The following is a 20,442-nucleotide window of genomic DNA, read 5'->3' as shown; positions in this document are numbered from 1 at the left end:
CTTTCATTGATCAACAATCGACCAAGAAAGTGCCTCAACTGGAATACCACACAGGATGCATTTGAATGTGAAGTGGTGCAGTTAATTTGACAATCTATCACATAAAAAAAAGAATCACACAATCGCGATTCTTTCCTTTTTAAATTACATTTTTTCTATTGCTTTTAATACAACTTGTGTTGAATGTTTTGCAGCAATCGGTAAAAATTCATCAAAGCTAATATCTGATTGTTTCCCTGCAATATCTGACAATGCACGAATAACAACAAATGGTGTTGCGAATTGATAGCATACTTGCGCAACTGCTGCCGCTTCCATTTCAACAGCTTTCATTGTTGGGAAGTAGTTACGTACTGTTTCAACGCGTACAGGGTCATTCATAAATGAATCCCCTGTTGTAATTAATCCTGTGGCTGATTGATGTTCTCCAACTTCTGCTACGGCCTGCTCTGCAACTTCCATTAAACGAGCATCTGCTTTAAAGCCTACAGGCATTTGTGGTACTTGACCCATTTCATAGCCAAAAATAGTTGCATCTACATCATGATGACGTACTTCATCCGAAATGACGATAGCACCCACATCAAGATTTTCATCATAGCCGCCTGCTGATCCTGTATTGATGACCACATCTGGTTGATATTTTTCAAGTAAAATCGTTGTCGACATTGCCGCATTCACTTTGCCAATACCTGATTTTAATAAAATAACATCTTTATCTTTATAGGTGCCTTGTGTATATTCGCTATTTGCGATTGTTTCTGTTGTTGCGTTTTCTAACGTTGCGCGTAAAAGTTCTACTTCCTCTTCCATTGCGCCGATTACTGCGATTTTCATAATAAGTGGTTCCACCTTTCAAATTCTATCTTCTATACGATATACAAAAAATCCTGTAGTCGTCAAGAACTACAGGATTTTTTATGTTTTAATATGTGCCATCCAATGTTTTTAAGACATCGATTTGTTCAGTTTTCCATCCTTTATCTGCAATCCACTGTACCGTCACACGATATTTTTTCAAACCATCTTCAGAAGTGACAATTCCGATTGTACGATTATTTGCGCCACCATTTTTCACACGAATAATTTTCATCGTTTCTTCTGGAATATTTGTTACAGTTGCAAATGTTTTCACTTTTTCTTGCCAGTCAAGCGATGTCCCATCATAAGCAGAAATGTGGCCTTCACCAATGTTTTCTGTTTGCTCAGTTTTCGTTACTTTCCAAGCTGAATCTACGATTGTCATTTCTACATTACTGTCGCTTGATTCACTTTGAGTTACAGTAGAACGTTCTGTAATATCTTTTTTCAAATCTTCTTCACGTTGTTTAGCTTTTTCTTCTTTTGCTTGTTCTTTGGCTTTTTGTGCATTTGTAGCACTTGAATCTGTCGCTTTTTGTTCATTTTTTGGTTCATCCACTGCTTTTTGATTAGAACCATCATATGTAAGAACAAAATAGCCAACGATTACAATTAAAATACTAACAACAGCAATCGCGATATTTAATAATTTATCGGATTTTTTATTTGGTTCCGGCGTTGGGTTATATCGTCGACGTCTTTGTTGTGGTGGTTGTTGATCCAATGTCATCACCTCATAAACACATCATAGCATATTTTATATAAATCGTGCGCTCTACATATATTACAATAACGCTACATTTTGCTAACAAAACAAAAAGCGACAGGAATTTTCCTGCCGCTTTTTATTTTAGAAGTTAATTATTTTACTTCAATAATTTTAACGTTAAATTCGCCACCAGGAGTAACGATTTTTACTGTTTCGCCAACTTTATGACCGATTAAGCCTTTTGCGATTGGCGAATCATTTGAAATACGACCTTCAAATGGATCAGCTTCTGCAGAGCCAACGATTTGATATGTCTCTGGTTCATCATCTTCCTCTTGAAATGTAACCGTACGACCAATTGTACATACGTCTGAACCGTCTGCAGTTTCTTCAATAATAACCGCATTACGGATCATTGTTTCAACTAATTTAATACGGCCTTCAACAAAACCTTGTTCGTCTTTCGCTGCATCATACTCAGAGTTCTCTGAAAGGTCACCATAGCCGCGAGCGATTTTAATACGTTCTACAACTTCTGGACGTTTTACGGTAATTAAATCTTCTAATTCTTTTTCTAATTTTGCTTTACCCTCTGCAGTCATTGGGTATTGTTTTTCTGCTGACATGGTAGTCACTCCTTAATTACTGTACAGTATTGAACCATTTCTTAGGAACAGAACATGATTGCTCTTATTGACTAAGCTATCCCCAGTAGTTCGTAAGGTTAAACGAGATTTCTATTCCTCCCATATCGGCAAGTAATAAAAATACTATGTCGCTTACTAAAATGTAGTAAGCGACATAGTTATTAGTTAGTTTGAAGTCGCAAATAGCAAAAGCTACCAGCTAAAAGACAAATTCTCACTATCCATAATATTACACTATGTTGTTAGATTCAAGAATTGTTTTAATTTTTGTAACCATTAAATCAATTGCGACCTTATTTTCGCCGCCTTCAGGAATGATAATATCTGCTGAGCGCTTCGTTGGTTCGATAAATTGATTATGCATTGGACGGACAACGCTTAAATATTGATCAATAACTGAATCCATTGAGCGTCCACGTTCATTAATGTCTCGTAAAATACGACGAATAATACGTAAATCTGCATCTGTATCGACGAATAATTTCATATCCATTAAATCACGCAAATTTTCATCTGCTAACACTAGAATCCCTTCGATAATAATAACGTCTTGTGGTTCAATGTGTACGGTTTCTTTTGAACGTGTGTGTAAAGCATAATCATACACAGGTTTTTCAATTGATTCACGATTTAATAGTTTTTTAATGTCTTGAGCTAATAATGCATTATCAAATGCATCTGGGTGATCATAGTTTGTTTCTAAACGTTGTTCAAATTCTAAATGACTTTGATCTTTATAGTAATAATCTTGTTCAATTACAACGACAGAACGGTCTTTAAACACATCTAAAATAGCATGTGTAACACTCGTCTTACCTGAGCCTGAACCTCCCGCAATACCAATTACAACTGGGCGACTTTTTGTCATCTATCGCATCTCCTTACGCATCATATCATATGAGTTTACTTTGTGTGGGCATTTAAAGCGCACAATTTCTAGCGGGTGACGAGCAGCATCTAATGAGTTGCCTTTTTCGTCAAAAATTTCTTCTACAACAACGCGGAAGTTTTCAATATTTGGTCCGAAAAACTCTACTTCATCACCTGGTTTGAAGTAGTTACGTTGTTGCAGTGTAATCATTTGTTTTTCTTCATCATAGTCTAATACCATACCACAGAAGTCGTATGTAGTTTGTTTGCTATGAGTACCAAACATTTGTTGTTCAAATCCTGGCTCGCCTTCAAAGAATGAAGAATCCGTTTCACGATTTGCACATTTTGCAAGTTCTTCTATCCATTCTTTTTTGACAACAAAGTTTTCAGGGTCTGCACAGTACGCATCCATTACTTTACGGTAAACCGTAACAACTGTTGCAATATAGTGAATTGATTTCATACGACCTTCTACTTTCATCGAATCAATCCCTAATTCAATGATTTTAGGAATGGATTCAATTAAGTTTAAGTCTTTTGGACTCATTGCAAATGCTTCATCGCCTTGTTCAAATAATGGTTTTTCTTCACCGTCTTCAACAGCATATAAATCATAATCCCAGCGGCATGATTGACAACAGCCACCACGATTTGAATCTCGAGCTGTCATGTGGTTTGAAAGCACGCAGCGTCCTGAATAAGCGATACACATTGCACCATGAACAAATGATTCGATTTCAATATCCACATTTTCTTTCATTAATTTGATTTCTTCTGCTCCTGTTTCACGTGCTAATACAACACGGTGTAGACCTTCATCTTTCCAATATTGTACGGCTTTCCAGTTTGACAATGATTGCTGAGTTGACAAGTGGATTTCAAGTTTTGGCGCCACTTCACGGCATGTTTCAATGATAAGTGGATCCGCTACAATAATGCCTGTTACACCTGTTCCCTCAATAGCCATTAAATAGTCTTCTAGGCCATCCATATTATCATTATGTGCAAAAATATTCGTTGTTACGTAAATTTTTGCCCCATACTTATTTGCAAATTCAACACCTTCGCGCATTTCATCAATTGAAAAGTTACCTGCATTTGAGCGTAAGCCAAATTCTTGGCCTCCGATAAATACAGCATCTGCGCCATAGTGTACAGCAATTTTTAATTTTTCTAAGTTACCCGCAGGTGCTAGTAACTCGGGCTTTTTCGTAATAACGCGTTTACCGTCGATAATCTCGCTAATACGATTATTTATTTCAATTGTTGCCATCGTATTTTGCTCCCTCCTAGTAAACTGTTTCTTTGAAGAAGAAGCCTGTATCCAATGGACGTAGTGCTGGTTGAATTGCTTCAATCGCTTCGACTAATTCTTCTTTCATATCGATATAAGTATCTTCGTTTTCGAAATATGCATCAATTGCTTTACGGTATTGTTCTACAACCGTTACAATATAAGCTTCTTCATGAAGGACCCCTTCAATACGGAACACATCAATATTTGCTTCAAATAATTCTTCTAACTCATCAATGATACACATATCTGCTGGTGAGTAGATATGTGTACCATTATAATCTTCATAAATCGGATATTTATTGCCACGTTCTTTATCGTATAAAAACATATTACGTGCTTCTTTACGATTTTCTACTTCCATAGCTTTACCTTGGTATAAAAAATAATTACCTAATAAAGGACGTTTAGACTGGAATATACAAGTCATTCCATGTACTTGTACTTCAATTTCCACATCTGCATTTTCTTTAATTTCAATAATTTCTTCTACACCTAGCTCGCGTGCAAGATACGCACGTGTAGCGCCTCGTTTGCCCCAATAATTAGCTTGAAACCAGTTGGTTGCAATCGTCTCAGCATCCCAGTGTAAAGGCGTTTTAGAGTCTAACTCGCGCTTTGTCATAACAACTGCGGGATCACCAAAATAAATGGCATCTACACCAATTTCATCAATAGCTTTCATATAAGGTGCAAGCAGTGGCACACGATCGTTATGAAAAATCGCATTCATTGCGACATATACTTTCTTGCCTGCCGCATGGACTAATGTAGTAATTGTTTTTACATCTTCCAATGTAAATTCGCCTGCTAAACGTAAACCAAATTTTTCTTCACCAATTAAAAAGGCATCTGCTCCTGCTTCAAGTAATGCTTCTACATGTGAAACGGATTTTGGTGTTACGAGTAATTCAGGTTTGTTCATCGATAGGTCACCTCTTACTTTTTAATACAAACTAATAACCCATCACCTATTGGGAAAAATGTTGATTGGTAATCGTCGTTTTGAATGACCCAATCAGCAAAGTGGTGTAGGTTACGAATCATTGTTCTTTTTCTTCTAGGTACATCTTTCATGTCTAAATCCGACAAACCATGCATATACATGTTGTCGATATATAAAATACCACCTTGTTTTACAAGTGGGCTATATTTATCAAAGAATTTTTGATATTGCCCTTTTGCCGCATCGATAAAGACGGCGTCAAAGGCTTCATGATTTGATGCGATATCTACTTCTAATGCGTCTCCTTCAATGAGCTCAATGCGCTCCGCTTCCTCTGAACGTGCTATAAAACCTTTCGCATTCGCAATACGTGTCTCGTCACGTTCAATTGTAACAATTTTACACTGTTTTACTGCTCTTGCCATACGAATAGCAGAATAGCCAATTGCACTACCTACTTCTAAAATTCGTTTAGGCTGTTGAATGCGTAACATTTGTAGCAATGTTTCAATGGCCGGTAATTGCATAATTGGCACATAATTATCTTCTGCGAACTGTTCCATTTCTAGCAATAAATCACTTCGCTCAGAAATGAAGGAGTTCGTGTATGCATCTGAAATGTTCACGTCTAATGCTCTCCTTACATCTATACAAAATACACTTTATCCTATCATAAATGCATCTAAAAAGCGAGAGTACAACAATTGTGTCACGACTTCGTAAAAAAAGAGCATTGCATTATGCAATACTCTTTCTCTAAATACTATTTAATGTATTTTGCTACATTTTTTTGATGTTCTGCATATGTTTTAGCAAAGTGATTTTTACCATCTGAATCTGCTACAAAATAAACATACTCTGTTGAAGCTGGGTCAATTGTTGCTTTTAATGATTCAATACCTGCATTTGCAATTGGACCTGGTGGTAACCCTTTATTTGTATATGTGTTATACGGATTTTTCACTTTTAAATCTTTGTATAATACTCGATTTTTATGTTTTCCTAATGCATATAATACAGTTGGGTCCGTTTGAAGTGGCATCCCTTCTTCAATACGATTATAAAATACACTTGCAATGGTTTCACGATCTGTACTTGCTGTTGCTTCACGCTCAAGTAACGATGCAAATGTTAAGAATTCATGTACCGACATTTTCTTTTCTTTTAATGTTGGTAAGTATTGTTGGACGATTGCATCGGTTTGCTTAACCATATCTGTAGCGATTGTTTCAAGTGATGGTTCTTTTTCATAGAATGAATAAGTAGCAGGATATAAATATCCTTCTAATGCATAACGAATATCTTTATCATTGACTGCTTTTGTTACTGTATCAGGGAATTGCTCTTTCATATTCTTAATAAATGCTTTGCTTGTTACTAAATCCATAAATTGTTCTTTTGAATAATTCGTATTTTTTGCAACACGTTCAGCAATTTGATCGATTGTAAGCCCTTCTGGTACGGTTAATGTAAGCTCTGGTGTTCGGTAAACCTTACCAGTTTTTAAACTCTTAATAATTTCTTCGATTGTCATTGCTGGAGACAATTTATATGTACCAGCTTGGAATCCTGCACCATTATTAAATTTCGTATAATATTTGAAGATTTTAGCATTCTTAATAATTCCCTTATCTTCTAATGTTGCGGCGATTGTATCAATTGATGACCCAATTGGCACTTCAATTTTAACATTTTTATCAGAGTCTTTATCGACAGGTTTTAATGCACCTTGTACGTAGAAATATCCACCTACACCGACAATTAATACGAGCGCGATAATAATTGCTGTTGTAATTAATACGATTTTTTTCACAATTTTTTGCTCGCTTTGACGTTGCTTTAATTTTTTCAGTTGTTTTTCAGACGATTGAGAATCCACAACATACCCTCCTTTTTCCACATTTCATTATACATGGTTCTGTTCGATTGCACAAAAAAATGAGGCAACAAAACGATGCCTCATCTTTATAATTAGTTTGCTGAATCGTCTAAACTCATAATGGTATTAATAACTTCTTCAAGCATTTCCCATTCTTCTTCTGATTCAATCTCAAAAAGTGCTTCGCCACCATCATCTGCTGGTAATACTTCTGCTGCTTCAATAAATATTTCTGCCGTTTCATCATCTGTATCTTCACAGAAAATTAAATACGTTTTTTCACTATTTGTTGGTTCAACACGAGATAAAATTTTGTAAACTGTTTCGCCGCCGTCTTCATCGTATTCAACGAATGTTAGGCCATGAAAGTCTTGTGCCATTTATAACGCTCCTCTTAGTCTTCGTGACCAGATAAGATTTCACTTAAGATTTCTTGCACTTTTTCAAACTCTTCATCAGATTCGATAGGTGCTAATCCTTGTTCGCCAGCTTCATTTTCTGTGATGATTGCTACTTGAAGTTCAGGTTCTTCTACCTCTTCTTCAACGAATGCAACATATGTTTTTTCGCCAACAGTGAAACGTGCGATAACAACAAATTTAATTTCGTTACCATTATCATCTACTGCTACGATATGTTCAGCTGATGCTTCTTCATCGACACCATTTGATAAACGTTCTAGCACTTCTGCTACTGCCGCTTGATCTTCTGGCGATTCGATTGGTTGTAAATCTTCGTTACCTTCCGCATCCACAACGATAACCGCTGCTTGAACTTCAGAGCCGCCTTCTTTTTCTTCTGCAAATAAGATAAAGTTTTGATCGTTTGCTTCAAAGCGTTCGATAACTGCGAAAACGATTTCGTTTCCGTTTTCATCTACTGCTACTAAATGTTCATGGTTGTGCTCTGCCATCTGTGACATCCCCTATTCGTTATCTGTATTGTGTAATGCTTCGTCAATTAACGTCCATTCTTCTTCACTGTCAATCGGGAATAATTCTTGACCGTTTTCAGTATCTACAAGTTCAGCAGCCTGCATAACAGGTTGTGCTTCATTTTCGTCATAATAAACGATGTAGTTTTTACCATCGATTTCAAGACGACGTTCGATTGCAAAAACGATTTCATTTCCCTCGTCATCTTCTGCTACTAAATGTTCATGGTCATGTTCTTCATGATTGTGGTCATGGTCGTGACCCTGACCTTCTTCAGGTTTAAAGTCACCTGATTCAACCAAATCATTTAACATATCATTGATTAAATCCATTTCTTCTTGCGTTTCAATTTCACCGAACGCTTCGCCGCCCATTTCTGTCGGTACTAGTGTTGCAGCTTGGATTTCATTGCCAACTGCTTCATCATTTGTCGCATAAAAGATAATGTATTTTTTATCATTTGCTTCAAAGCGCTTCACAACGACTAATTCAATTTCTTTATCCTCATCATTGTGGATATATAAACGTTCTAATTCGCTCATGTTTTTGCCGCCTTTTATGATTGTTTCGATTGCTCTTCAATAATTGATTCAATAAACTTCCATTCAGAAGTATTTTCAATTAAATCAAGTTCCCCATCGTCCGTTAAAATTACTGGAATAATATCTGTTTTGCCTGTTTCATCTTCTTCGTAACCGACAGCCGCATATAATGCGAAGCGTTTACCAAAGCGATTACCTTTTGCTTCTTTTGTAATAACAGAAAGTTGTTCGTATAGATTTTCATTGCCATCTTCATCTACTAATGTAATGACTTTAAATGGATTTTCTTGCGCTTCGATGTCTTGTGCTACAACGTTTTCATTGTTTAATTCTTCGCTCACGTTCGTAGTCTCCTATGCTTCTGTATTTTCTTCTAGGTTGTTGAAGATATCTTCAATATATTCTTGTTCTTCTGGTGTTTCGATATCGCCTAGTTCGCCATCTTCAGCATTTTCGTCGATTGACGCTACGTATACGCGTACATCTTCTTCATCTGATTCATCTTCTACATAATAAAAGATATATGATTTGCCGAATTTATTGCCTTCATCTGATGGTTCGATTTTGTAGACAATTACGGCTTGATGTTCTGCGCCTTCTTCGTCAACAATAATAAATGTTTGATTTTCTTCCATGTTTGTCACCTCTAAAATGATTTGCGATCTAAATAGCCTTGTAAAATCATTACAGCTGCCATTTTATCGATTACTTTTTTACGATTTTTCCGACGTACATCTGCTTCAATTAACACGCGTTCTGCAGCCATTGTTGTTAAGCGTTCATCCCATAAAGTTACTGGAAGCGAAAATTCTTCTTCTAATTTTTCTTTATATGCGATTGATGCTTCACCGCGTGGACCTACTGTATTATTCATGTTTTTTGGGAAGCCAACAACAAATTCTGTTACCCGGTATTCTTTGACTAATTCGCCAACACGTGCCAATCCAAATTCGCCATTTTCTTCATTAATTTTAATTGTTTCGATACCTTGTGCTGTCCAGCCTAGTGCGTCACTTACTGCAACACCAACTGTTTTTGTACCGACGTCTAAACCCATTGCTCGCATTATTTTGCCTCGTTATTCTTTTTGATATAAAACTTTACTAATTCTTCAACAATCTCATCACGCTCAAGTTTACGCATTTTTGCACGTGCATCTTGATGACGTGGGATATAGGCCGGATCGCCAGATAATAAATATCCAACAATTTGATTGACCGGATTGTAGCCTTTTTCTTCTAGTGCCGCATGTACAGAAAGCACTGTTTCCTTTACTTCCTGTTCCATAGATTCTTCCGGGAAATTAAATTTCATCGTTTGATCGAACTTACTCATGCAATGCACCCCTCTCAGATTCATTAGAAACCATATACCTAGAGTATAACGGAATTAATGATGGTTTTAAACTGATTTAACTGTTTCGTATACAGATTGTAATGCAGTATCAAGTTTCGAAGCGTCTTTAGCACCAGCCATCGCCATATCTGGGCGACCGCCACCTTTACCGCCACATTGCTCTGCTACAGATTTCACGATATTACCTGCATGGTAATCTTTACCCGCGATATCCTTTGTTACACCTGCACAAAGCATAACTTTGTCATCTGCTACTGCACCAAGAACGATAACTGCATTGTTCATTTTCGCTTTTAAGTCATCCATTAATTGACGAAGTTGACCATTGTCTTTTGCTTCAACGCGTGTTGCAAGAACCGTTACACCATTAATTTCTTGCGCATTATTTAAAATGTCACCAGCTTGTGCTGCAGCCATTTTTGCAGATAATGATTCATTTTCACGTTGTTGTTCTTTTAATTCATGTTGTAAGTTTTCAATGCGCATTATTAAATCTTTTGGATTTGCTTTTACTAATGCTGCTGTTGCTTCAAGTATATGTTGTTCTTCTTTTACTGCTTTATAAGCTTCTTTACCTGTTACTGCCTCGATACGACGAGTGCCAGCGCCAATTCCGCCTTCAGAAACGATTTTGAATAAACCAATTTCAGATGAACGTTTTACATGAATACCACCACAAAGTTCGATTGAGTAATCTGATACTTGAACAACGCGTACAACGTCACCGTATTTTTCACCGAATAACGCCATTGCGCCCATTGCTTTTGCAGCGTCGATTGGCATTTCTTGAATGATTACTTCGATATCGTCCCAAATCTTTTCATTCACTTCTAATTCAATTTGTTCTAACTCTTCTTTTGTTACAGCACCGAAGTGAGAGAAGTCAAAGCGTAGACGATCTGGACCTACATAAGAACCTGCTTGGTTAACGTGGTCGCCTAATACATGTTTAAGTGCAGATTGCATTAAGTGTGTTGCTGTATGGTTTTTCACGATTAAATTACGTGCTTCACGATTTACAGTTGCATGAACATCTGCATTTAATGCTAATTCGCCACTTTCTACGATGATTGTGTGTAATGGTTGACCATTTGGTGCTTTTTGTACGTCTTTTACAGTGGCTGTGAATGCTTCGTTTGAAATCGTACCACTATCGGCTACTTGACCACCCATTTCAGCATAGAATGGTGTTTGAGATAGAATAACTAACACTTCGTCACCTTCAGATGCTACTGATACTTCTTGGCCCCCAGCAATCATTGCAACAACTTGTGTATCTACATCTAATGTGTCATATCCAACAAATTCAGATGCTTGCGTTAAGTTTGCTAACACTTCTGATTGTACATGCATTGAATCAACATCTTGACGTGCTGCGCGTGCGCGTTCACGTTGTGCTTCCATTTCTTTTTCAAAGCCTGCTGCATCAACTGTCATATCCACTTCAGCTGCATACTCTTCTGTTAATTCTACAGGGAAGCCATATGTGTCATATAAACGGAATGCGTCAGCACCAGGGATAAATGTTTCACCTTTAGCTTTTTGTGCTTCTACCACTTCATTGAAAATAGAAAGACCACCATCTAACGTTTCGTGGAAACGGATTTCTTCATTTTTCACGACTTTCATGATAAATGCTTCTTTTTCATCTACTTCTGGGTAGAAATCTTTCATTACTTCCCCAACTGTTGGTACTAATTCAAACATAAATGGTTTTTCAATACCGATTTGTTTTGCATAACGTACTGCACGACGTAATAAACGACGTAATACATATCCGCGACCTTCATTTGATGGAAGCGCGCCATCACCAATTGCAAATGCAACAGTACGAATATGGTCTGCAATAACTTTAAATGGTGTATTGATATCTTCTTCAGAACCGAAGATTTCTGATAAATCTACTTCACCAGGACGTTTGTATTTACGATTTGCAAACTGTTCGATTTTTTCAATAATAGGCATGAATAAATCTGTATCGTAGTTTGTTGGAACATCTTGTACAACAGATGCCATACGTTCTAGTCCCATACCAGTATCAATATTTTGTTTTGGAAGTGGTGTGTATGTGCCATCTGGATTATGGTTGAATTGAGAGAATACTAAGTTCCAAATTTCAAGGTAACGTTCGTTTTCGCCACCTGTATATAATTCTGGATCTGTTGGGTCATTACCATATTCTTCACCACGGTCATAGAAGATTTCAGAGTTTGGACCTGAAGGACCTTCGCCAATATCCCAGAAGTTTCCTTCAAGACGAATTAATCGTTCTTCAGGAATACCAATTTCATCTTTCCAAATGTTATAAGCTTCTACATCTTCAGGGTGGATTGTAATTGATAATTTTTCACCATCAAAGCCCATCCATTTTGGATCTGTTAAGAATTCCCATGCATAGTGAATCGCTTCTTTTTTGAAATAATCGCCAATTGAAAAGTTGCCTAGCATTTCAAAGAATGTATGGTGACGTGCTGTTTTACCAACGTTTTCAATATCATTTGTACGGATGGCTTTTTGTGCATTTGTAATACGTGGATTATCTGGGATAACCGAGCCATCAAAATATTTTTTTAATGTAGCAACACCTGAGTTAATCCATAGTAACGAGTTATCATTGATTGGAACAAGCGGCATACTTGGCTCTTGTTTGTGATTTTTCTCTACGAAAAATTCGATATATTTACGGCGAATTTCTGATGCTTTCATTGTATATATTCCTCCTAGATAATGATGATTACGATGGGCAAGCACAAAATAAAAAGTCCCCATCCCTAGAAAGGGACGAGAACTATTGGAACGTTTTCGTGGTACCACCCTAATTCATACACAGCAAAAGCTATGTATCTCTTAGCACTATAACGTAGTGAACGGCAGTGATTGGCTGCACTCCGGATTAGCTTTCGGATAAAATGTAAGGAAATTCTCACAGCCAAGGAATCTCTTTCTTTGCATTACATCACTATCGTACTTTTTCCGTCATCGTTTTCATCTATTCTATAGATGATTATAAGAAAAAGGTCTGACAGTGTCAATTGCTAGTATTAAAGAAACTGCTGTGGTGTCACGCTGTCCATCCCAATCATCGGATCAATAGTTGTAATATTTTCCGTTGTGAGACGTTTCTCCGAATTATCCGTTGAATAATCGGTTTCCTCAGCTGGTACTTCTTCAGATTCAACTTCGCCTGTTAATCGTCCTACAAGTGTTGTACGACGTGATACATCTGCAATATTTTGAATACCTCGAACAAAGGTATCCGGTTCTCCACATAAAATTAAAAAGTCTTTGGCACGTGTCAATCCAGTATATAGTAAATTTTTTCGCAACATTTTATAGTAGCTTCTTACAACAGGCATAATGACCATTGGAAATTCACTGCCTTGTGACTTATGAATCGAACAACAATAAGCAAGTGTTAATTGACTTAAATCTCCACGTGAATATGTCACTTCATTACCGTCAAATGACACAATTAACTGATCGACATTATCGGTCGTTTCTTTCGCACGGAAAATTGCAATAACTTCACCCATATCTCCGTTAAAAACATTACTTTGTGGTTGATTAACCAGTTGCAATACTTTATCGCCGATACGGTACGTTGTATCACCAAAAGCCATTTCCTTTGTTTTTATACTCTTTTTCGGATTCACTAGCTCTTGAATCATACGATTTAAATTATCAATTCCCGCATCCCCGCGATACATAGGGGCTAATACTTGCACATCATAAATCGTAAATCCTTTTTTCAGCGCACTTTGAATAATTTGTGATACAACAGTTGGAATTTGAGCTGCGTTGGACTTGATAAAAGAACGGTCAGCTGTCTTAGCTGTCAAATCTGGTGGAATGATATTATGCTTCAATTGGTGGGCCATCTCTACAATAGACGAACCACTTGCTTGACGATATACCTGTCCTAATTCCACAGTTGGTACAACATGTGAATCAAGCATATCCTTCAATACTTGCCCTGGGCCAACAGGTGGTAATTGGTCCTGATCCCCCACAAAAATAATTTGGCAGTCTTCAGGTAACGCTCTAAGAAGCTGATAGGCAAGCCAGGTATCCACCATTGACATTTCATCAATAATAATTAATTTCCCGACAATATCACGTTCTGTATCTTCTTCTGGGTCTTCTTGTCCTGTAAACCCTAATAAGCGGTGAATTGTTTGCGCAGGAAGCCCTGTTGACTCACTTAAACGTTTCGCAGCGCGACCTGTTGGTGCGGCAAGAACAATTGGAAACGGCGTATCCTTATCATATTCTTTCATATCAAGTGAAAGTCCATGAAGTTCAGCATACACATCTACAATCCCACGTACAACCGTTGTTTTCCCTGTACCTGGTCCCCCTGTCAAAATCATCGCAGCACTATTAATTGCTGTCACAATTGCATTTACTTGTGGCTCAGCATAAACAACATTAAAGCGTTCTTCTGCATCCCCAATCCATTTACGAATCTCTGAGCTAGGAAAAGCAGATTGCTCCTCATTGCGTCCAATTAACTCTACTAATTTCTCAGCAATACCAACTTCAGAATAATAAAGAGATGGCATATATAAACGCTGCGCTTCACCACAAATTTTGCCGTTTTTTCCAAGATCAATAATTGAGTTTGAAATCGCTTCGATTGAAATCGTGACAGGCTGACTTTTCTCTAATAAATCTTTTGCCTCAACAATTAAATCCTGGGCTTCCATATAGACATGACCTTCTGATAAAGCCATTTGATTTAACAAATGCAGTATAGCTGCTTTAATTCGTCCAGGATTGTCTCCTGTAATTTCAAGTTGCTCCCCTAAATCATCTGCGCGATTAAAACCGATGCCACTTACATCTTCGATTAAGCGATATGGGTTTTCTTGTAGTATTTGAAGTGTTTTACCTTCATATTTTTGATAAATACGTACTGCAATCTGTGGGCCAAATCCCCATTCGCCAAGCTTGATTAAAATACGGTCCATACCAAGATTGGCTTTTAATACTTCTCGAAGGGTCTCTTTTTTATCATCTTTTAAACGAGGGACATTATCAAGAGCATCGGGCTCTTCAATGATTTTTTTTATGGCATTAGGTCCTAGCTTTTCAACAATAAGTTCTGCTGTCCGCTTACCAATACCAGGAAATAAATCACTCGATAAATATTGAATAACACCTACTTCAGTTGCTGGGATTTCTTTTTCAAATGAAGTTGCTTGAAATTGCAGACCATATTTTGGATGTTGCTTTAAATTTCCTTGAAAACGATACATTGCTTCCGTATCGACTTGTGGAAAATAACCTGCGACGATAATTTCTTTTTCTTTATAATCTAGATTCGTCTCCTGAATTTTCAACTTAATAATCGAAAATAAATTTTCCTTATTATGAAAAATGGAGACGACAGGTCGACCCACCACAAAGAGCGGTTCTTCCGCAAAAAGTGATAAATTTTCAGTCAACACTGTCACCTCCTATTAGTCTTTACGTTGCATAAGCATATCGTAAATATATTTTGCTTGATCAAACTGTGGCGCAATTTCAAGCGCCTTTAACAAATGTGTTTTTGCCGCTTCTACATCATCTGTTGAAACTGCATATAAAACACCTAAATTGTAATAAGCATCTGCGTTATTTTCATCCAATACAAGCACAGCTTCAAGCTCTGGTTTTGCAAAATCAAACATTTCAAGTGATGCCATTAAAATCGCATTCGCTAAGCGCACTTGAATATCTTCAGGTGCTAATTCTGCTGCACGCTGCATATATGGTAGTGCAAGTTTTAAATTCCCAGCATGTTCAAATGATTTCGCTAACATATAGTATGCATCTGGACCTTCAATACCTGCGCGAATTGAACGTTCGTAAATTTTAGCTGCTTCTTCATAACGCTCATTATTATAATAAAGATTTGCTAAGCCGTAATAAGCTGTTGCTGCTTCTTCATCTAATGAAATCGCTTTTTGGAAAAATCGTTCTGCACGTTCCATATCATTCATACCTGCAAGTAAGTTACCAAAATTAATATAACCAACTGTTTCTTCAGGTTTTTCTTCGATTGCTTGCGTAAATGCTTTTACAGCATCTTCAAAGCGTTCTTCTTGCATCGCTTTGATGCCTTCTTCATTATAATTCAATTGTGACACCTCTATTATCCTACATATGTTAATTTTTCGCCGTCTTTAAATACTTCATCGATTGTTGCGCCACCTAAGCACACTTCCCCGTCATATAATACAACAGATTGTCCTGGCGTAATCGCACGAGTTGGTTCTGAGAACGTTACATGCCATTGATCGTCCCCTGTAATTTCAACAGTCACTGGTACATCTTTTTGACGATAGCGGAATTTCGCTGTACAGTCGAATTTTTGTGGTAATTCACGTTTTGTTGAAAAACTTGTTTTGACGGCTGTTAAGCTTGTTGAATATAATTTATCATTGTGGAAACCTTGGCCTACAAGTAATACATTACGTTCTAAATCTTTTCCGACAACAAACCAAGGTTCCCCGTCACCACCGATTCCTAGACCGTGACGTTGCCCTAATGTGTAATACATTAAGCCATCATGTTTGCCCATTACTACACCATCAAATGTTTCCATATTGCCTGGTTGTGCAGGTAAGTACTGGCTTAAGAACTCTTTAAAGTTACGTTCACCAATGAAACAAATACCTGTTGAATCTTTTTTCTTCGCAGTCGCAAGTTCTGCTTCTGCTGCGATTTCACGTACACGTGGTTTGACAATTTCACCGATTGGAAACATAACATGTTCTAATTGTTCAGGTGATAATTGATTCAAGAAGTACGTTTGATCTTTATTATCATCAACACCACGGAGCATGACACGATTACCGTCTACATCCGTTCCCATACGCGCATAGTGACCCGTTGCCACATAATCTGCGCCAAGACGTAATGCATGTTCAAGAAACGCTTTAAACTTAATTTCTTTGTTACACATAACATCTGGGTTTGGTGTACGACCTGCTTTATATTCTTCAAGGAAGTACGTAAATACTTTATCCCAATATTCTTTTTCAAAGTTTACGGCGTAGTATGGAATCCCAATTTGGTTACATACTTTAATAACATCTTCATAATCTTCTGTTGCTGTACACATACCATTTTCGTCTGTGTCATCCCAGTTTTTCATAAAAATACCGATTACATCGTATCCTTGCTCTTTTAAAATATGAGCCGTCACGGATGAATCGACGCCTCCTGACATGCCGACTACGACACGCGTTTCTGATGGATCTTTTACTACTTTTGTCATTGTTTTACTTCACCTTTTCTTGTTATTTCGTTAAACGTTTCACAATACCAATAACGGTTTGTGCTGCACGTTTGATTTGCGCCGAATCCAAACCATAACCAAAGCTAAAACGAATCGAATTACGTAATTCCTCTGCTCCTTTGCCATACATAGCAAGTAATACATGAGAAGGTTCTAATGAGCCTGCTGTACAAGCAGAACCACTTGAAACAGCAATTCCTTCGATATCTAGATTGATTAAGAATGATTCAACATCCGTACCATTGAAGCTCACATTGAGCACATGGGGTAATGCGTGAAGGGCATCTCCATTAACATGGTAGGCTATACCCGCTTCGTCAAATGCTGAAAGAAGCATTTGACGATAACGCGCATATTCTGTTGCTTTTTCTTCCATAGAACTTTGCGCTAGCTCTACTGCCTTTGCAAAGCCGACGACTGCTGGAACATTTTCTGTACTTGCACGACGTTTTCGCTCTTGATCCCCACCAACAATAAGGGATTGTAAATGCGCTTTTGGACGTTCATAGAGAAAACCTATTCCTTTTGGACCGTTCAATTTATGTGCAGAAGTTGATAATAAATCAACCCCGAGTGCATCAACATCGATTTTTTCTAAACCAAACGCTTGTACCGCATCTGTATGGAATGTAGCGGTATGGTCTTTTAATAGCGCCCCAATTTCAGCAATTGGTTGCTTCGTACCTACTTCATTGTTCCCGTACATAATCGTAACGAGAATGGTATCGTCACGTAATGCACGTTTGAAGTCGTTGATAGCAATCATACCATGTTTGTCAACAGGAAGATATGTCACGTCAAATCCTTCTTTTTCAAGCCGTTCACATGCACGAAGGACCGCATGATGCTCCACCTGTGTTGTAATAATATGTCGGCCTTCATTTTGATGCGCATAAGCTGTGCCGAAAATTGCCAAATTATCCGCTTCAGAACCTCCACTTGTCAGGACAATTTCATGGTCTTTCGCCCCAATTGAGCGCGCAATAAAACCACGCGCATTGTCTAAATATTTGCGCGCGTGTCGACCAATGCCATGAATAGATGAAGGATTTCCATATACATCATTCATAACCGCTACCATTGCATCGATTACTTCTGGATGCATCGGAGACGTCGCTGCGTGGTCTAGATAAATTTCAGTCATTAAAAAAATCTCCTTTAATCGTACAGCTTGTGCTGCAGTTGTTTCTTAAATATAGAACATGTAATTACTGTCGTCTGTTGACTCTGTATATTTTGCTAAGTCTTCTAAATTTGTTTTATCTAACACTTCTTTAACAGCATCACGCACACGAATCCATAGCTCACGTTGTGGTGGTGCTTCATTTTCGATTCCCTCAACCGGTTGAATTGGTCCTTCTAGCACTTTAATGACATCCGCTGCAGAAATCAAATGTGGTGGCTTCGCTAACATATAACCGCCGTAAGCACCTCGTACACTTTTCACAAGTCCTGAGTTACGTAGTGGTGATACTAATTGTTCTAAGTAGGCTTCAGAAAGATGATTTTCTGAGGCAATTTGGCGCAATGGAATCGGCCCCTGACCATATTGTTTTGATAGTTCGATCATAATTGTAAGACCGTATCGTCCTTTAGTTGAAATTTTCATATAGACACCTCTGCTTCATAATACTGTTATCACCTAAGTATAGCATATTCCCTTCCAATTCACTCGGTTTTCAACTATCATAAATAGTACGAAAAAGGAGTGATTTTTATGTCCAATGAACCTCTTGCCTATCGTATGCGTCCAAAAATGCTTGATGATGTTATCGGACACCGCGACTTTATTGGCCCAGAAACGACGTTATATAAGATGATACAAAAGGGGCATGTGCCATCAATGCTTTTATACGGTGAGCCTGGTATCGGCAAAACATCACTCGCTTTTGCAATTGCAGGAACGAGTAAATTGCCATTTTATGCATTGAATGCAACACGCGCTGGCAAAAAAGATGTAGAAGATATTGTAATAGAAGCAAATCTACAAGGAACTGTGCTACTTTTTTTAGACGAAATTCATCGTTTTAATAAACTACAGCAAGATACATTACTTCCTCATGTAGAAAGTGGCAAGGTCATTTTAATTGGGGCGACAACAGAAAATCCATTCCATGATGTCAATCCTGCCATTCGCTCTCGTTGTGGAGAAATCAAACAATTAAGGAGATTAACAAACCATGATTTAATTGATCTCTTAAACCGTGCACTGAAAGATGAAAAGCGTGGTTTAGGTCACTACAAAATAAAAATAGCAAATGAACAGCTCGAAAAAATAGCAATAGCAAGTAATGGTGACGGTCGCAAGGCATTGACATTACTTGAATCTGCTTATTACGCTTCTGATGAAGTAGAAGATGTGGCCATTATTAAAGACCGCACACTTGATCAACTGGCTGAGCGTATTGGTGTTTATGGTGATAAAAAGGGCAGCCAGTTTTATAATTTATTATCTGCACTCCAAAAATCTGTACGTGGTAGTGATGTCAATGCAGCGCTCTATTATTTAGCTATGTGCCTTGAAAATGGCGATCTTGTAGCTGTTTCTCGAAGACTTCTTGTGATGGGCTATGAAGATATCGGATTAGCCGCACCTGAAATTGGAAGTCATGTCCTTGCAGCTTGTCGATCTGCTGAACGTTTAGGCATGCCAGAAGCACGAATTCCTCTAGCACATGCAGTGATTGAAATGTGCTTAGCTGAAAAATCCAATTCAGCCATCCTTGCAATTGATAAAGCAATCGAAGCGATTCATAGTGGCAAAACTGGCGATATCCCCATGCATTTGCGTGATGCACATTACAGTGGCGCAAAAACATTAGGCGTTGAAGGCTATCAATATCCTCACAACACACCTGTAGGTACATTCGGTGGGTGGGTTGATCAACAATACTTACCAGACGATCTTGTTGGTACCGAATTCTACAAACCAGTTATAGCCGGACAAGAAAAGCGAATGGCCGGTATTTATGACCATTTGAATAGATTGATGAAAGACCATAAATAAACGTAAAAAGAGGCTGGGACAAAACCCTAGTCAATAAGAAAAGACATTCACGATTTTATTCAAATCATGAATGTCTTTTTTATCTGCTTGTCAGCCGTTGTTCATCGT

At 37.7% G+C, this 20,442-nt stretch carries 22 protein-coding genes; 1 reads left to right on the top strand and 21 read right to left on the bottom strand.

What is annotated here, in order from left to right:
- Positions 1-144 precede the first annotated feature (144 nt).
- The 21 genes from mtnN to cymR all read right to left on the bottom strand — a co-directional run bounded on the left by mtnN (position 145) and on the right by cymR (position 18,936).
- A complete protein-coding gene (gene mtnN, locus ACFSY7_RS12560) occupies positions 145-837 on the bottom strand; it encodes a 5'-methylthioadenosine/S-adenosylhomocysteine nucleosidase (protein ID WP_380148080.1) in 693 nt (230 codons plus the stop codon).
- Positions 838-925: 88 nt separating this feature from the next.
- Complete coding sequence (locus ACFSY7_RS12555; RefSeq protein WP_380148079.1) at positions 926-1,585, bottom strand: DUF1510 family protein; 660 nt, start codon at positions 1,583-1,585, stop codon at positions 926-928.
- A 137-nt stretch (positions 1,586-1,722) separates the two neighbouring features.
- Positions 1,723-2,196: a transcription elongation factor GreA gene (gene greA / locus ACFSY7_RS12550; RefSeq protein WP_126991129.1), complete on the bottom strand. Its 474-nt coding sequence runs from the start codon at positions 2,194-2,196 to the stop codon at positions 1,723-1,725.
- A gap of 250 nt (positions 2,197-2,446) precedes the next feature.
- Positions 2,447-3,085 carry a uridine kinase gene (udk, locus tag ACFSY7_RS12545; protein ID WP_126991128.1) on the bottom strand — a complete coding sequence of 213 codons (639 nt, stop codon included), beginning with the start codon at positions 3,083-3,085 and terminating at the stop codon, positions 2,447-2,449.
- Positions 3,086-4,363: a peptidase U32 family protein gene (locus ACFSY7_RS12540; protein ID WP_380148078.1), complete on the bottom strand. Its 1,278-nt coding sequence runs from the start codon at positions 4,361-4,363 to the stop codon at positions 3,086-3,088.
- Between the two features lie 16 nt (positions 4,364-4,379).
- Positions 4,380-5,309 carry a peptidase U32 family protein gene (locus ACFSY7_RS12535; protein WP_380148077.1) on the bottom strand — a complete coding sequence of 310 codons (930 nt, stop codon included), beginning with the start codon at positions 5,307-5,309 and terminating at the stop codon, positions 4,380-4,382.
- A 14-nt stretch (positions 5,310-5,323) separates the two neighbouring features.
- Positions 5,324-5,956: an O-methyltransferase gene (locus ACFSY7_RS12530; RefSeq protein WP_126991125.1), complete on the bottom strand. Its 633-nt coding sequence runs from the start codon at positions 5,954-5,956 to the stop codon at positions 5,324-5,326.
- 137 nt (positions 5,957-6,093) lie between these two features.
- A complete protein-coding gene (gene mltG / locus ACFSY7_RS12525) occupies positions 6,094-7,209 on the bottom strand; it encodes an endolytic transglycosylase MltG (protein WP_380148076.1) in 1,116 nt (371 codons plus the stop codon).
- Positions 7,210-7,301: 92 nt separating this feature from the next.
- The gene (locus ACFSY7_RS12520; protein WP_126991123.1) at positions 7,302-7,589 is read right to left on the bottom strand and encodes a DUF1292 domain-containing protein; all 288 of its coding nucleotides are present in this window, start codon (positions 7,587-7,589) and stop codon (positions 7,302-7,304) included.
- Positions 7,590-7,603: 14 nt separating this feature from the next.
- Positions 7,604-8,122: a DUF1292 domain-containing protein gene (locus ACFSY7_RS12515; RefSeq protein ID WP_380148075.1), complete on the bottom strand. Its 519-nt coding sequence runs from the start codon at positions 8,120-8,122 to the stop codon at positions 7,604-7,606.
- A 12-nt stretch (positions 8,123-8,134) separates the two neighbouring features.
- Positions 8,135-8,686 (bottom strand): DUF1292 domain-containing protein, encoded by a 552-nt coding sequence (locus tag ACFSY7_RS12510; RefSeq protein WP_380148074.1) that lies wholly within the window; start codon positions 8,684-8,686, stop codon positions 8,135-8,137.
- A 14-nt stretch (positions 8,687-8,700) separates the two neighbouring features.
- Complete coding sequence (locus ACFSY7_RS12505; RefSeq protein WP_380148073.1) at positions 8,701-9,027, bottom strand: hypothetical protein; 327 nt, start codon at positions 9,025-9,027, stop codon at positions 8,701-8,703.
- Positions 9,028-9,039: 12 nt separating this feature from the next.
- Complete coding sequence (locus ACFSY7_RS12500) at positions 9,040-9,321, bottom strand: DUF1292 domain-containing protein (RefSeq protein WP_126991119.1); 282 nt, start codon at positions 9,319-9,321, stop codon at positions 9,040-9,042.
- An 11-nt stretch (positions 9,322-9,332) separates the two neighbouring features.
- Positions 9,333-9,752: a Holliday junction resolvase RuvX gene (gene ruvX, locus ACFSY7_RS12495; RefSeq protein ID WP_139992466.1), complete on the bottom strand. Its 420-nt coding sequence runs from the start codon at positions 9,750-9,752 to the stop codon at positions 9,333-9,335.
- The gene (locus ACFSY7_RS12490; protein ID WP_126991117.1) at positions 9,752-10,021 is read right to left on the bottom strand and encodes an IreB family regulatory phosphoprotein; all 270 of its coding nucleotides are present in this window, start codon (positions 10,019-10,021) and stop codon (positions 9,752-9,754) included. The genes ruvX and ACFSY7_RS12490 overlap by 1 nt, the downstream gene beginning before the upstream one ends.
- 66 nt (positions 10,022-10,087) lie before the next feature.
- On the bottom strand, positions 10,088-12,748 hold the full coding sequence (gene alaS, locus ACFSY7_RS12485; protein WP_380148072.1) for an alanine--tRNA ligase: 2,661 nt from the start codon (positions 12,746-12,748) through the stop codon (positions 10,088-10,090).
- A gap of 335 nt (positions 12,749-13,083) precedes the next feature.
- Positions 13,084-15,489: an SF1B family DNA helicase RecD2 gene (recD2, locus tag ACFSY7_RS12480; protein WP_126991115.1), complete on the bottom strand. Its 2,406-nt coding sequence runs from the start codon at positions 15,487-15,489 to the stop codon at positions 13,084-13,086.
- A gap of 15 nt (positions 15,490-15,504) precedes the next feature.
- The gene (locus ACFSY7_RS12475; RefSeq protein ID WP_126991114.1) at positions 15,505-16,164 is read right to left on the bottom strand and encodes a tetratricopeptide repeat protein; all 660 of its coding nucleotides are present in this window, start codon (positions 16,162-16,164) and stop codon (positions 15,505-15,507) included.
- Between the two features lie 14 nt (positions 16,165-16,178).
- Entirely contained in the window at positions 16,179-17,306 is a 1,128-nt protein-coding gene (gene mnmA, locus ACFSY7_RS12470) for a tRNA 2-thiouridine(34) synthase MnmA (protein WP_380148071.1), read from the bottom strand.
- 22 nt (positions 17,307-17,328) lie between these two features.
- The gene (locus ACFSY7_RS12465; RefSeq protein WP_380148070.1) at positions 17,329-18,471 is read right to left on the bottom strand and encodes a cysteine desulfurase family protein; all 1,143 of its coding nucleotides are present in this window, start codon (positions 18,469-18,471) and stop codon (positions 17,329-17,331) included.
- Positions 18,472-18,516: 45 nt separating this feature from the next.
- Complete coding sequence (cymR, locus tag ACFSY7_RS12460) at positions 18,517-18,936, bottom strand: cysteine metabolism transcriptional regulator CymR (RefSeq protein WP_126991111.1); 420 nt, start codon at positions 18,934-18,936, stop codon at positions 18,517-18,519.
- A 108-nt stretch (positions 18,937-19,044) separates the two neighbouring features.
- Between cymR and ACFSY7_RS12455 the strand changes: the two genes are divergently transcribed.
- Positions 19,045-20,334 carry a replication-associated recombination protein A gene (locus tag ACFSY7_RS12455; protein WP_380148069.1) on the top strand — a complete coding sequence of 430 codons (1,290 nt, stop codon included), beginning with the start codon at positions 19,045-19,047 and terminating at the stop codon, positions 20,332-20,334.
- Positions 20,335-20,442: the final 108 nt, after the last annotated feature.

Origin of the sequence: Kurthia populi, from assembly GCF_042686175.1 — a bacterium.
GTDB classification, from domain to species: domain Bacteria; phylum Bacillota; class Bacilli; order Bacillales_A; family Planococcaceae; genus Kurthia; species Kurthia populi.
This window is presented reverse-complemented; position numbering and strand designations above follow the sequence as displayed.